Here is a 14,092-nt window from a genome sequence, read left to right as displayed (position 1 = left end):
CTACCGGGTTAACGAATTTTCGTACGGAACGCGCGTAGCAATAGAGCGGCCAAGCGTAATTTCATCCACGTACTCCAATTCACCACCAAAAGCTATGCCACGGGCGATGGTTGAGATAGTTATATTAAAATGTTTTACACGTTTATTAAGATAGAAGATGGTGGTATCGCCCTCCATGGTGGCGCTTAGGGCGAATATGATCTCCTTTACCTCGCCTGCAGCAAGGCGTTCAACCAATGTATCCACTTGCAGATCTGAGGGGCCAACACCATCCATAGGCGATATCAATCCGCCTAAAACATGGTATACGCCGTTGTATTGGTTGGTATTTTCAATGGCCATTACATCGCGGGTATCCTCTACTACGCAAACCAGGCTTTTATCACGCTTATGCGATGCACATATTTCGCAAACATTTGTGTCAGATATATTGTGACAAACACGGCAAAACTGTATCTCATTACGCAGTTTGCTGATGCTGCGGCTGAATTTCTCCACCTCGGGCTTATCCTGGTTAAGCAGGTGCAATACCAAACGCAGCGCGGTTTTTTGGCCCACGCCCGGTAGTTTGGCAAACTCTGCAACGGCATCCTCCAGTAGTTTTGAAGAAAAATTCATGCTGCAAAATTAGCTATTTTTAAGCTAAGCCGTTAATCAATATTAATAGACTGCCGCAAGCGTAATGTAATATTATTAAGGCGCTATAACTTCAGCCGGTTTACTATGATGATGCACATTTTTAAAGCTGCGCACAGCCAGCCAAACGCTTAGTAACATGAGTGCCGATGCCACATAATATGGTGCACCGGGCAAATGTACGGGAGCCTTATCGCTGGTAAAGTAGGAGAATACCTGCGTCATGAACAGCGGGCCGAATATGGAGCTCAGGCTCATTAAACTGGTAAGGCCGCCCTGTAATTCGCCCTGCTCGTTGGCCGGTACCTCGCTGGTCATGATACCCTGCAAAGCAGGCCCGGCAATACCACCCAGCGCATAAGGAATCATGAAGGCGAACATCATCCAGCTTTTATTGGCAAGGCCGAACAAAAGCATCCCCACAGCATACAGCAGCAGCCCCATCCATATGCTCCGCTCCTGCCCTAATTTGGGTATAGTAATGCGGATCAATCCACCCTGTACGATGGCGATCATCAAACCGATGAAACCTAACGAATAACCGATAAGGTCTTCACTCCACTTGAATTTCTCGATAGTATAATATGTCCAAACGCTTTGTACGGCATGGCCGGCAAAGTATACGATGAACAGGCATAACGCTAAACCTATTACTGATGGGTATTTTTTTAATTGCAGCAATGCCCCCATCGGATTAGCACGTTTAATATCAAAGTCCCGGCGGTTTTCTTTACTTAATGATTCGGGCAGTACAAAGTAACCGTACAACGCATTGAGTAAAGCCAGCCCTGCCGCCGCGTAAAAAGGATATTGCGTATCAATTTTACCGAGTATGCCACCCAAAACCGGGCCGATAATAAAGCCTAACCCGAAAGCTACACCGATCATCCCGAAGTTTTGCGCGCGTTTTTCGGGTGTGCTAACATCAGCTATGTAGGCTGATGCCGTGGTAAAACTTGCACCGGTGATACCGGCTATTACCCGGCCCAAAAATAACCAGCCTATGGTTGGCGCGAAAGCGCAAAATAAATAATCGACCCCGAAACCGAGTAATGATAATAACAGCACCGGCCTGCGACCATATTTATCGCTCAGGTTGCCTATAAACGGCGAGAACAAAAACTGCATGATAGAATAAGCCACCAGTAACCACCCTGCATAGCTTGATGCCTGGCTTACATTGCCATGTATCAGCTTCTCGATAAGCTTTGGGAATACCGGTATAACTATAGCCAAACCGATAACATCAACCAACAACGTAATAAAAATAAATATTAAACCGCGCTGTTGTTTTTGAGTTTCAGATTTTTCCATCGTGCAAAGTAATGAAGTACAATTAAAATTTTGGTTATTAATTATTTAATTTTTAATTTGACTAAAATTATAGTTATCATGAAAAACTTTAAACTCTTATCCGCTTTACTGCTACCCCTTTTAGCACAAAGCACCTTTGCCCAAACCGCCGAAAGGCTGAAGCTATCAGCCTCAAACCCGGCTGCTAATCAAAAAATTACCTTTACTTATGATACCACAGGCGCAAACCTGGGCGGCAAACCGGAAGCTACCGTGCATTTCCTGGAAAAAACTTACCCGGTGAGCGATGTTGAGCTAACCGAGGATGGCAAACTTTTTAAAGGCGAGTTTACGGTACCTGCAACGGCTACCTCATTTTTTGTGCGTTTGGCCAATGGGCAAAATATTGACAATAACAGTGGTAAGGGTTATATATACGAAGTTTATAAAGGCGGCAAGCCTGTTGAGGGTGCTTATGCTAATGAGGCTTACCTCATACAATCGGGCATGGGTAATTACTTTGGAAAGATAAATGCCGATATAGCCCGTGCCGGTGAACTATACAAAAAGGAATTTGCCTTATACCCAAAAAGTGAAAAAGAGCACCTGCTTAATTACCTGATGTATCTGTCGTCTGTTAAAGACCCGGCTAACAAAGCCGTTGTTGACAGCAAATTGGCTGCCCTTGGTAAAAGCAAGGATGAGAAAGACCTGATGACTTTGAGCAATTGGTATTCACGCCAGCGTAAAACTGCACAAGCCGATTCAGTAAACGCCATAATAAAGGCAAAATTCACAAAAGGTGAGTTTGCAAAAAATGAAGCAGGTATGGCCTTTAATAAAGAAAAGGATCTGACTAAAAAAGAAGCTTTACTTAACGATTACCTGGCTAAATATCCTGAAAATAAGGATAACGCAAGCCTTATCGATAACTTCAGGATGCAATTGGCATCAGCCTACTTACAAGCCGGTAATGATGCGGGCTACCAAAAATATGCCGCGCAGATAAAAGATAAATCAAACCTGGCAAGCGCTCTGAACAGTGTTGCCTGGCCAATGGCCGAAAAGGGTGAAAACCTGGAAAAGGCTGCCAAGTATTCAATGCAATCTCTTGAAATACTGGATGCCGCTTATGCTAACCCAAAACCGGCCATGTTTCAGTCGGTTAAGCAGGCAAAAACCAACAACCGCGCATCATACTATATGTTTGCTGATACTTATGCCTTTATTAAATACAAACAAGGCGATTATGCCGAGGCGTTAAAATACCAGCAAAAGGTTTATGACAGTACCCCGACACCTGATGCTGAAATTACCGAACATTACGCGTTGATTCTTTCAGCCAGCGGACAAGCTGACAAAGCGAAGGAGATCATCGAAAAATCATTACAAGATGGTAAAGGCTCAACCGCCCTGCGTGCCGAACTTAAAAAGATCTACATAAAACAAAAAGGCAACGAAACCGGCTTTGACGCTTATGTTGGCGCATTTGATAAAGCAGCGAAAGAAAAAGCCCGCGAAGAACTGGCCAAATCCATGATCAACGAAACAGCGCCTGCTTTTGCCCTGAAAGATTTTGACGGCAAAGAGGTATCATTAGCCAGCCTGAAAGGTAAAGTTGTGGTGATTGATTTTTGGGCAACCTGGTGCGGCCCTTGTAAGGCATCGTTCCCGGGTATGCAATTAGCCGTAAATAAATACAAAGATAACCCGAACGTTAAATTCCTGTTTATTGATACCTGGGAAAGTGGCGATAACTATGTACCGGGCGTTAAAAAATTTATTGCCGATAATAAATATACCTTCCACGTATTGATCGATGAAAAAGGCACAGATGGCCGTCAGTCAAAAGTGGTATCATCATTCAACGTAACAGGCATACCAACCAAATTTATTATCGACCAAACCGGCAACATCCGCTTTAAGCACGTAGGTTTTTCGGGAACGGATGAAGGCGTGTTGAATGAGGTAAGCAGCATGGTAGATATGCTTGCCAGCCCAACAGCCGCTAAAGCTGATATTAAATCAAAAGCTATATCAACCGGTAAATAATTACCGGTAGTATTAAGAAAAAAAGCGATAGGCAACTATCGCTTTTTTTGTTTTTAGAAGTTTGGCTTCAACATATACTTGTCGTAGAATCTAAAGATGTGTTCGGTAGCTTCTTCAGCCGTATCTACCACACGGTACAGGTTCAAATCATCCGGACTAATGTTATTTTCCTGGTTCAGCATCTTCTCCTCCACCCAATCAAACAATCCCTTCCAGTAATCGCGCCCAACAAATACGATGGGGAAACGGGCTATCTTACCGGTTTGTATCAGGGTGATGGCCTCGAATGATTCGTCCATTGTACCGAAACCGCCGGGCAGAATAATAAAGCCCTGCGAATACTTCATGAACATTACCTTGCGCACAAAAAAATAATCAAATGTAAGCAGCTTATCCCTGTCGATATATTTATTATGGAATTGTTCAAAGGGCAGTTCAATGTTTAACCCAACCGATTTGCCGCCTGCTTCATAAGCGCCTTTATTACCGGCCTCCATAATACCAGGGCCACCGCCGGTAATTACACCGTAACCACGTTCGGTAAGGCGGCTGGCAATATCTTCAGCAAGGCCATAATACGGATGATCGGTTTTGGTACGCGCCGAACCAAATATGGATACACACGGGCCTATACGGGCCAGTTTTTCAAACCCATCCACAAACTCGGCCATAATTTTAAATATCTGCCACGAGTCGGTTACCTTAACCTCGGGCCAGTTCTTGTTCTCAAAGGCGTTTCTTATTTTTTCATCACCAGTCATAATCACATATATATTTAGGAAGTTATAATTATAAAACGGCCACTTTTGTTTTGGCCTTTGAGGTTAACAGCAACCCGGCAAAGGTTATTAAACCGTTAACAATAATCAGTTCGTTATCAAATACGTAGCCATTAAACAACGTGGCAGAATTGGTGCTCAGGTAAAAGCAGATCGCGGGCGAGATCAAACAGATAAAGGGCACCAGCTTATCATTCACCTGCCTGCCACTCATAAACAAGCCAAATGAATATAAGCCCAGCAGCGGCCCGTAGGTATATGATGCGACCTTGAATATAGCACTCACCACCGCATCATTATTGATCGAATTAAAGATAATAATGGTTAAAAACATCAAACCGGAAAAACCAATGTGCACATAATGCCTTAACGCCACCATTTTTTTACTGTTGATATCCGCCTTTTTATTGAAGTTCAAAAAATCGACACAGAAAGAGGTGGTTAGCGCCGTCAGTGCCGAATCGGTAGTGGCGAAGGTTGCCGCCGTTAAGCCCAGCATAAACACAATAGCCGGTGCCAAACCCAGGTAATTAAGGGCAATGGTTGGATACAGGTAATCTGTTTTTTCGACCGTTACACCGTATTTGTTAGCATAGATGTATAGCAACGCGCCTACGCTTAAAAAGAATATATTGATCACCACGAAAATACTGGTGAAACTGAACATATTTTTTTGCGCTTCGTGGATGTTTTTAAGACTAAGGTTCTTCTGCATCAGGTCCTGATCCAAACCCGTCATGGCCACGGTGATGAACAAACCGCCCAGAAACTGCTTGCTGAAATGGAACTTGCTGGTTATAAAATCCTCAAAAAAGAATATTTTGGAATAGCTGCTCTTGGCTATTTCGTCGGCAGCCTGAAAGATGGTCATATCAAGGCTATCACAAATAAAATAGATAGATAAAAACACTGACGATACCAGGAACAGCGTTTGCAAACTATCGGTAATAATGATGGTTTTTAAGCCGCCCTTAAAGGTGTACGACCATATCAGCAGCAAACATATCAGCACCGTAGCCGCAAATGGCACATGGTAAGCATCAAATATAAAACGCTGCAAAACAATCACTACCAAATACAATCTGAACGCCGAGCCAATAGTACGGCTGATCAGAAATATACCGGCGGCGGTTTTATAACTCCATGTACCTAAAGCACTTTCAATGTAACTGTAAATTGAGGTTAACTTGAGCCTGTAGTACAAAGGCAGCAGTACTGTGGCGATGATGATAAAACCTACAGCATTGCCCAGCACAAACTGAAAGTATGCAAATTCATCTCCGCTGGCGGCGCCCACCTTACCCGGTACGGATATGAATGTTACGCCGCTTAAAGCCGTACCTATCATGCCAAATGCCACCAAATACCATTTTGAATTACGGTTGGCCACAAAAAAGGTATCGTTATCGGCTGAGTTGCGTGAGGTGAGCCACGAGATCAATATCAGTACTAAAAAGTACCCTATGATAAAAGAAAGCAGTATTCCCGGTTCCATGCAGATGCTGTTTTTAGATATAATCTGTTAACATCCGAATGTATAAAAATTTCAGTTAGTTTAGCAATGATGCTTTTATTTTGAAACTTTATCATGATGATCATCCAGCCCGCTTACGCCGCCTGATACTACAAATTTCATTACCTCTGCCGCGCTCCTGTTAATAGGCTTCACTTTATCATTCGGGATGATTACCACCTGCCCGGCAAATGAGTACGACAGGGGAAAGTAAACGGCTACCTCGCCCGGCAGGTCAATAGCGCTCAGATCTTTCTTTACCAAAAAGCCTATCTTTTTTAACCCGAACTCGTTTACCTCAACCAAAACCGGTTCGCTGAACTTCTTTTCCTCGCCTACAAAAGCCTCGGTCAGATCCTTTATTGATGAGTACAGAAACTTGAACAACGGTAAGCGGTTAAGCCAGCGGCTCATCCAGCGTTTTATGGGTTCGGTAATTACGTTGGTTACCAATATGCCCGCTATCAGTATAATAAAAATAACATTCAGGATGCCTAAACCCGGTATATAAATGGGTTTGCCATGCTTATCTGTCCACAATATACCGCTCAGATTAAGCGCATTATCAATGCTTGACACCGCCCAGAATATCAAAAAGAAAGCGGCGCCCAAAGGCACCACCACAAGCAAGCCTTTGATAAAGTAATTTAATATGGCACCGATTAATTTTTTCATGGCAATGGGCTAAGTAACAAAATCACTCGTAAAAGTACACTCTTTTTACCCTTTGCGAAATATTGGTCAGTATTTCATATGGGATGGTACCTATCTGTTTAGCCAGTTCCTCAATACGTAACTCATCATTAAATACGATCACTTCATCGCCTTCTTTTACTTCTGCCTCGCTAACATCTATCATACACATATCCATGGTGATGTTGCCTACCGTGGGTGCCAGCACGCCGTTAACCAGCATACGCCCTACCCCGTTGCCAAATGCCCGCAGGTAACCATCGGCATAACCTATACGCACTGTTGCTATGCGTCCATCTTTGGTTAAACTACCGTTACGCATGTAACTTACGGTTTCGCCCGCCGTAATTTTTTTCACCTGCGATATGCTTGTTTTTAAGGTGGCAATAGGCTGTAGCACCCCTTCATCGGGTGATATAGCGCCATCAACCCCGTAAAGCCCTATACCCAGCCGCACCATATCATACTGCGCATTCGGGAAACGGGTAATACCCGACGTATTGCAGATATGCTTGATCACCCGGTACCCCAGCGCATCCTCAATATCAGTATAAGCTTTCTCGAACGAATTGATCTGCTTCAGCGAAAATTCGTCATGCTGGACCGCGTCACTGGCTACCAGGTGCGAGAATACCGACTGCACACGCACGTAAGGATTCTCCTCTAACAGATCGCACAAAGTTTCTACCTCAAAATTCTCAAAACCAAGTCGGTGCATACCCGTATCTATCTTGATATGTACGGGATAATTAAATATGTTACTATCCTGTACATATTTAATGAATTCATCAAACAAACCAAAACTGTAAATAACCGGCTCAAGCTTAAAACCCGTTAATTTTTCAAAAGCGCCAACTTCGGTATTAAGCACCACAATAGGCAGGCTGATACCTGCCTGGCGCAGGGCCACACCTTCATCAGCATAAGCAACAGCCAGATAATCAACCTTATTGTATTGCAACACGTTGGCCAACTCATAAGTACCGCTACCGTACGAAAATGCCTTTACCATAGCCATCAGCTTTACTCCCGGATTAAGTTTTGAGCGGTAATAGTTAAGGTTGTTAAGCATGGCGTTAAGGTTTATTTCCATCACGGTTTCGTGCGCCTTTTGTACAAACACACGGCTTATACGCTCAAACTCAAAACTGCGCGAGCCTTTTACCAATATGGTTTCATTACGGTAATGCTGCGTTTGCAGTTGCGCTAAAAAACCGGTGGTATCCGGGTAAAACTGCTTTTCGGCAACCTCAAACACATCACGGTAGCCTGATATAGCCGTGCCGATGCCGATAAACTTGTCGACCTGGCTGGCTTTAACCAGTTCGGCTACTTGCTTGTATAACACCTCCTGCTGCAAGCCGCTCTGGTAAATATCTGACAGGATAAGCGTCTTTTTTTGATGTTGATTTTGCTGGCTCAAAAAGTTAAGCGCTATCTCTAAGGATTGTATGTCGGAATTATAAGTATCGTCAATAATGGAGCAATCATTTATGCCATTTTTCAATTCGAGGCGCATACTTACCGGGGCGAGGCGCTCCAGCCGATCGTCGGCAACGGCGGGTTCATACCCCATGGCCAGCATAGTTGCCCAGCAGATAATAGCGTTCTCTATAGAGGCCTCATCACGAAACGGAATGATACATTCTATCTCCGCCCCTTTATACACGGCGCGCATATAATAATTTTTGGCGATGACCGCTTCACTGAACACATACAGATCAGCCTGATTGAACTTACGGCTCCAAACAAAGGTTTCAGGGGTGCTTATGAGCTTTTTATAATCGAGCATTTGCTCGTAATTATATACCAGCAGGCGGCTATGCTTAAACAACTTCAGCTTTTCGGCAACCTTTTCATCACGACTGCTAAAGCCTTCGTCGTGCGCCGAACCAATATGTGTAAGCACACCTATCTCCGGCTGAATGATGGCTTCCAGTTTATCCATTTCACTGGTGGTTGATACGCCGGCTTCAAATATACCCAGGTCATTCTTCTCGTTAATTTGCCATACAGATAGTGGTACACCAATCTGCGAGTTGTAGCTTTTGGGGTTACGCACAATATTTCTGTCGGGCGACATCAGTTGGTACAACCACTCTTTTACAATGGTTTTACCGTTGCTGCCCGTTACCCCTACTACCGGCAAATTAAACGCCGCACGGTGATGCGCGGCCAACTGCTGTAAGGCTGCCAGCACATCGGGCACAATAAGCAGGTTTGCTTCGGGGAAATACCCTTGCGGCTTTGCACTCAGCACAAAATCACGCACGCCGGCATTATAAGCCTCGGCCACAAACTCGTGCCCGTTACGCCTGCCGCTTAAAGCAAAAAATAAGCCGCCGGATGGGTTACTGATGCGGCGGCTATCGGTTATTAATAAACTGATACTATTATCATTAACCACATCGCCGGTGGCATTCAATATTTGTTTTACCTGAGTAGTTGTATACCTGCTTTTGTACATCACAATGCTAAGTTGCTTATATTTCCTGTTAATAGAAGAAATTTTAGCGATTTTTGATTTTCAAATGGAACGCGATAACCCGATAAAAATTACCGACGAGAACACCGCCCTTACCAAAGCCATGCGCTATTGCGCCTACCAGGAACGCGCGCAACAGGAAGTGCGCGACAAGATGTATGAATGGGGCGTTGCCGGGCGCATTATTGAAATTGTGATAAGCAGGCTCATCACCGAGAATTTTTTGAGTGAAGAGCGCTTTGCACGTATTTACGCTAAAAGCAAATTCAACCAAAAACATTGGGGAAAAGTAAAAATAAAACAAGGCCTTAAACTGAAACGCGTGCCCGATGTACTTATTAAAAAAGCCCTGGCTGGTATTGACCTGGACGACTATATGACCGCATTGCAGCATTTATTGGAAAAAAAAGCGGCATCATTAAAGGAAAAACACAGCTTAAAACGCCGCTATAAACTACAACAATACGCTTTAAGCCGGGGTTTTGAGAGCAACTTAATTTTAGAAGTTTTGAAAAACAGCGAGTTATAAAAAACTTTAAAAAAATTACACTTTTTACTTGCGGAAAATGGTTTTCTCTCTATCTTTGCAACCACAATCAACGAACGAAACACGAACAGCGATTGTAAGCAAAAACAATGCGAAAGTAGCTCAGTTGGTAGAGCACGACCTTGCCAAGGTCGGGGTCGCGAGTTCGAATCTCGTCTTTCGCTCCAATCCCTTCCCTCAAGCAGAAGGGATTTATTTTTAAAAGGTTAATCACCTGCTCGGGTGGTGGAACTGGTAGACACGCAGGACTTAAAATCCTGTTCGCCTTAAAGCGAGTGCGGGTTCGATTCCCGCCCCGAGTACTTGACGGGAAAGACGTATATACGTTCTTTCCCGTTTTTATTTACTTACAATTGCTCATCCGATAAACATCGCATTTTGCATCAGTCAATTTTAAACCGGTGAATCCCTGATCCAAACTCTGCAATGTATAGCTTGTTAACTTTTTTTGCGTGATTTTTTTTACCGGGGCCGCTCACAAGGTTTTTCATACCTTCGGGTAAAATAAATGTTGCCGATGTGTTGGCCGGCACTTCTATAACAATCTGCAACCCGCCATTTTTTTCCCGTACCCATTCCGAACGTATTTTGCCGTATAAGCTTGTATATGCTGACTTGCAATAATTCAGATCACCAACGGGTTTTGGCGCTATAAAAAAATGTTTCATACCGGCACTGCCCGGATCAGGCTTAATACCGCCGATAGCCGAATAAAACCAGGCCACCACGCTGCCGAACATCGGGTGGCTGTGTGAGCCGCCGCCATTCCATTCTTCCCATAAAGTGCTGTTTTTATTATTTAATAAATAACCAAATCCGGGTGTGTCTTTCTGGTTCATGATTTGGTAGGCGATGTCATCCCTGTTGTTTTGCGAAAGCACTTTGAGCAATAGCGGTGTAGCCAAAATACCTGTATCAAAATGGTAATTGATCTGCTTTAAATGCGCTAATAACGAATTAAACACGGCATCATACTTATCATTGGGCACCAAGCCAAATGCTAAAGCAAAAACATCCGCGCCCTGCCGCCCTTGCCAGTAGGTTTTTGTTGCAGTATTATAGTAAGCTTTATTAAAGTCGGCCTTTATTTTTTGCGCCATGCCGGCAAATTGCGCCTTGTCGCTTTCATTCCCCAAAACTCCGGCTATATCAGCCATCAGGCTGGTTACATGAAAAAAATAAGCCGTGTTTACCAGTGGCTCAGGCAGTTGAATCTGCTCCGGCGTACACCAGTCGCCAAGGCACCAACCATCAGGCTCTTCTTTGGTGATCAAGCCATTTTCATTGATCCGCGTTTGTAAATAGTTAACCCATTGCTTCATGCCCGCGTAATGCCGCTTTAAAACCAGGGTATCACTATAATAAGAAAAATACAAGGAGGGCATGATCACATAAGCCGAACCCCAGGCCGGGCCGCCGCCACCACCACCAAAAGGTGCCGCGTGCGGCACAAATCCGGTATTGTGGTTACGGGCATCATCCATATCATCCAGCCATTTACGATAAAATTGCGGCATATGGTAAGACAATAACGCGCTTTCCATCGCCACTTGTCCGTCGCCGGTATAACCCAACCGTTCCCGGTGCGGGCAATCACTGCTTATACTGCCATGCATATTAGCATTCTGTGTTCTTACATAGGCTGTGTTAATCTTGTTCAAAAAAGTATTTGAACACTCAAAGCTTCCGTTTAAAACTACGGCAGTACGCACCTCTTTGATTGTAATATTTGAAGCATCCAACACCACATCCGGCGATGTTACTTCCAAATTCATGAAAGCATGCCATGTAAACTTTGGCTCCCAGCTCTCGGTACCGTTACCTTTTAAAACATAGCTATCAAACTGCCCGTAATCCTCACCTTCTTCGCTAATGTACCTCATGGTTATCTTACTGCCCGCTTTACCTTTAACATGCAGTGCTGCCCAGCCCGACACGGTCTCCTTTAAATGATATTGGTAAACAGAATCGCTGATCCGGCCTTTAAACTCAGGTTTTAGAATACGCGTTATTTTATCGAACGGCGCCATCTGCGGATGCAGTGTACCGTTTGGAGCCTTAACCAGGATGGCCTTGCGCCACTTATAATCGTTAAAACCCGGGCCGTTCCATGCACCTAATTCTGCCCTGGCATCATATTTTTCTCCGGTAAATATCCCGTCTTTCAGCAACGGACCGGTAGTTGTTTTCCAGGAATTATCTGATAGGATAGTACCAAACGTTCCATCTTCGTACCGGATCTCCAGTTGAAGGATGACTTTGGGAACATCATACCACATCAGGCCCTCTACGGTACGGTCACGTTGGTTATACCAACCGTTACCGAGTAGTATACCAATAGCGTTATCATTACGGATGAGGTAATTTGTAACATCAAAAGCATTGTAAAGTACCCGCTGCCTTGACTGATCATCGTACGGATACAGCAACTTTTTAAGCGGCCTGTTATCATAGTTGGTAACGGCAGGAGCCAATACCTGGTCTCCTATTTTTTTACCGTTTATATATAACTCATAAAAACCGAGGCCACTAACGTAGGCAGTTGCCCTTTTGATCTTTTTTTTCACCGTAAACGCTTTACGAAAAAAAGGTGCCGGATAGGTAATCGCCGAATCAGGTTGAGGATCCCGCATCTCTCCTATCCATTTTGCCTGCCAATCGGCAGGTTGTAACAAACCCATACGCCAGGAGGCGGTTTTACTCCAGCCGGATACTATATTTTTCTCATCCCACACCATCACTTTCCAATACACCTGTTTTCGTGATGATAAGGGTTTACCACCGTAAATAACTTGTGTTGAATTGGATGAATTAACCTTCCCGCTGTTCCAGTAATCGCCCTTATTTTGAGCCAGCAATACAGGCGAACTTGCTACCAGTACCTGATACGCTTTTTGACTTTTACCCGTGTAGATTGATGTTAATTGCCAACTTAGTAAGGGGTGCTGATCCTCCACAGCGATAGGATCAGACAGGTATTCACACCTCAAATTAACAACCGTAACCTCCGCCGTTTTAGCTAAGGCCAGGCATGCGAAAAAACACAGAACTATCGTAGTTAAAGCTGATCTCATAGTGTGTTTAATTGGTATACACGCAAGATACATTTATTACAGGCTTTACTTAATATATACTACAACTTTCCCAATTGTTCTGCCGCTTTCAACGGCTTTATGCGCTAAGGCCATATCCTCAAAAGGAAATGTTTTTGACACGGTAGGCTTAATAACACCTGTAGCAAGCCAATCAGCTATTTTTATCATGTCGTCTCCGTTTGATTCAACCAGATAAAAATAAGCCTCAACATTAAGTGCCTTAGCCCGGGCTAAGGCGGCCTCACTGATCCCGGTAGGAATTGAGATCAGCGTTCCTCCAGATTTTATTAATGGTATAGACCGTTCAATAGTGCTACCCCCAACCGCATCAAACACAAAATCAAAATACCCTTCCCTTTTTTCGAGCGCGTTTGTTTGGTAATCTATATGTTCGTTTATACCTAATGATAACACAAAATCACGATTTTGTGCAGAAGATGTACCTGTAACCCGGGCACCGAGGTGATTAGCTATCTGCGCGGCAAAGTGCCCTACGCCACCGGACGCGGCATGGATCAAAACTTTATCACCCGCCTGTACCCCGGCTTTTTTAACCAGCACCTGGTAAGCCGTTAAAGCCGCCAATGTTGCGGCGGCAGCATCTTCAAAACTTATATTTGCAGGCTTAAGAGCAAGATGCCGAGCCGGAGCAGATACATATTCCGCATATGCTTTTCCATGTCCGGGAAAATTGATCATTCCAAACACCTCATCTCCTGCTTTGAAACCGGTTACCTGATCGCCGGTTTCTTCAACAATACCGGCGATGTCCCACCCGATAATTATTGGGTCGAGGGTTTTTAAACGGCCATAAACGCCTTTACCTGCCCTCGTCTTTACGTCAACAGGGTTAATACTGATCGCTTTAACCCGCACAAGTACATCATTACCGCTAACACGTGGTTTCGGTTGATCTGAAATTTGCAAATGAGTGGTATCTCCAGGCTCATTTAAGATATATGTTTTCATTTGTTTAATGTTATTAAGCAAAATTATACC

The 14,092-nt window shown here is 44.1% G+C and carries 10 protein-coding genes and 2 tRNA genes; 4 read left to right on the top strand and 8 right to left on the bottom strand.

The window, feature by feature from the left end:
• Together recR and LJ707_RS00835 are read right to left on the bottom strand one after the other, a co-directional pair.
• On the bottom strand, positions 1-618 hold the full coding sequence (gene recR, locus LJ707_RS00840) for a recombination mediator RecR (RefSeq protein WP_228948836.1): 618 nt from the start codon (positions 616-618) through the stop codon (positions 1-3).
• Between the two features lie 75 nt (positions 619-693).
• The gene (locus tag LJ707_RS00835) at positions 694-1,950 is read right to left on the bottom strand and encodes a TCR/Tet family MFS transporter (protein ID WP_228948835.1); all 1,257 of its coding nucleotides are present in this window, start codon (positions 1,948-1,950) and stop codon (positions 694-696) included.
• A 78-nt stretch (positions 1,951-2,028) separates the two neighbouring features.
• Here LJ707_RS00835 and LJ707_RS00830 point away from each other — a divergent pair, with 78 nt between their 5' ends.
• Positions 2,029-3,981: a TlpA disulfide reductase family protein gene (locus LJ707_RS00830; RefSeq protein WP_228948834.1), complete on the top strand. Its 1,953-nt coding sequence runs from the start codon at positions 2,029-2,031 to the stop codon at positions 3,979-3,981.
• A gap of 53 nt (positions 3,982-4,034) precedes the next feature.
• On the opposite strand, the gene LJ707_RS00825 is transcribed toward LJ707_RS00830, so the two are convergent.
• The 4 genes from LJ707_RS00825 to LJ707_RS00810 form a co-directional block, all read right to left on the bottom strand.
• Entirely contained in the window at positions 4,035-4,742 is a 708-nt protein-coding gene (locus tag LJ707_RS00825) for a TIGR00730 family Rossman fold protein (protein WP_228948833.1), read from the bottom strand.
• A 28-nt stretch (positions 4,743-4,770) separates the two neighbouring features.
• Positions 4,771-6,255, bottom strand: coding sequence for a sodium:solute symporter (locus tag LJ707_RS00820; RefSeq protein WP_228948832.1), 1,485 nt, complete (start codon positions 6,253-6,255; stop codon positions 4,771-4,773).
• Between the two features lie 75 nt (positions 6,256-6,330).
• Positions 6,331-6,948, bottom strand: a complete 618-nt coding sequence (locus LJ707_RS00815; protein ID WP_228948831.1) for a DUF502 domain-containing protein — start codon at positions 6,946-6,948, stop codon at positions 6,331-6,333.
• 22 nt (positions 6,949-6,970) lie between these two features.
• On the bottom strand, positions 6,971-9,433 hold the full coding sequence (locus LJ707_RS00810; protein ID WP_228948830.1) for a bifunctional UDP-N-acetylmuramoyl-tripeptide:D-alanyl-D-alanine ligase/alanine racemase: 2,463 nt from the start codon (positions 9,431-9,433) through the stop codon (positions 6,971-6,973).
• A 64-nt stretch (positions 9,434-9,497) separates the two neighbouring features.
• Between LJ707_RS00810 and LJ707_RS00805 the strand changes: the two genes are divergently transcribed.
• The 3 genes from LJ707_RS00805 (at position 9,498) to LJ707_RS00795 (ending at position 10,300) form a co-directional block, all read left to right on the top strand.
• Positions 9,498-9,980 carry a regulatory protein RecX gene (locus tag LJ707_RS00805; RefSeq protein WP_228948829.1) on the top strand — a complete coding sequence of 161 codons (483 nt, stop codon included), beginning with the start codon at positions 9,498-9,500 and terminating at the stop codon, positions 9,978-9,980.
• Between the two features lie 109 nt (positions 9,981-10,089).
• Positions 10,090-10,165 (top strand) — tRNA-Gly (locus LJ707_RS00800).
• A gap of 49 nt (positions 10,166-10,214) precedes the next feature.
• Positions 10,215-10,300, top strand: a tRNA-Leu gene (locus LJ707_RS00795).
• 81 nt (positions 10,301-10,381) lie between these two features.
• On the opposite strand, the gene LJ707_RS00790 is transcribed toward LJ707_RS00795, so the two are convergent.
• Together LJ707_RS00790 and LJ707_RS00785 are read right to left on the bottom strand one after the other, a co-directional pair.
• The gene (locus LJ707_RS00790; protein WP_228948828.1) at positions 10,382-13,072 is read right to left on the bottom strand and encodes a family 78 glycoside hydrolase catalytic domain; all 2,691 of its coding nucleotides are present in this window, start codon (positions 13,070-13,072) and stop codon (positions 10,382-10,384) included.
• Positions 13,073-13,117: 45 nt separating this feature from the next.
• The gene (locus tag LJ707_RS00785) at positions 13,118-14,062 is read right to left on the bottom strand and encodes an NADP-dependent oxidoreductase (RefSeq protein ID WP_228948827.1); all 945 of its coding nucleotides are present in this window, start codon (positions 14,060-14,062) and stop codon (positions 13,118-13,120) included.
• Positions 14,063-14,092 lie beyond the last annotated feature (30 nt).

The sequence above is a fragment of the Mucilaginibacter sp. UR6-1 genome, from assembly GCF_020880975.1.
GTDB lineage: Bacteria > Bacteroidota > Bacteroidia > Sphingobacteriales > Sphingobacteriaceae > Mucilaginibacter.
This window is presented reverse-complemented; position numbering and strand designations above follow the sequence as displayed.

Coding starts and splice junctions, on each gene's coding strand:
- recR (WP_228948836.1), bottom strand. CDS start 618: ATGAATTTTTCTTCAAAACTACTGGAGGATGCCGTTGCAGAGTTTGCC.
- LJ707_RS00835 (WP_228948835.1), bottom strand. CDS start 1,950: ATGGAAAAATCTGAAACTCAAAAACAACAGCGCGGTTTAATATTTATT.
- LJ707_RS00815 (WP_228948831.1), bottom strand. CDS start 6,948: ATGAAAAAATTAATCGGTGCCATATTAAATTACTTTATCAAAGGCTTG.
- LJ707_RS00820 (WP_228948832.1), bottom strand. CDS start 6,255: ATGGAACCGGGAATACTGCTTTCTTTTATCATAGGGTACTTTTTAGTA.
- LJ707_RS00785 (WP_228948827.1), bottom strand. CDS start 14,062: ATGAAAACATATATCTTAAATGAGCCTGGAGATACCACTCATTTGCAA.
- LJ707_RS00830 (WP_228948834.1), top strand. CDS start 2,029: ATGAAAAACTTTAAACTCTTATCCGCTTTACTGCTACCCCTTTTAGCA.
- LJ707_RS00825 (WP_228948833.1), bottom strand. CDS start 4,742: ATGACTGGTGATGAAAAAATAAGAAACGCCTTTGAGAACAAGAACTGG.
- LJ707_RS00805 (WP_228948829.1), top strand. CDS start 9,498: ATGGAACGCGATAACCCGATAAAAATTACCGACGAGAACACCGCCCTT.
- LJ707_RS00810 (WP_228948830.1), bottom strand. CDS start 9,433: ATGTACAAAAGCAGGTATACAACTACTCAGGTAAAACAAATATTGAAT.
- LJ707_RS00790 (WP_228948828.1), bottom strand. CDS start 13,072: ATGAGATCAGCTTTAACTACGATAGTTCTGTGTTTTTTCGCATGCCTG.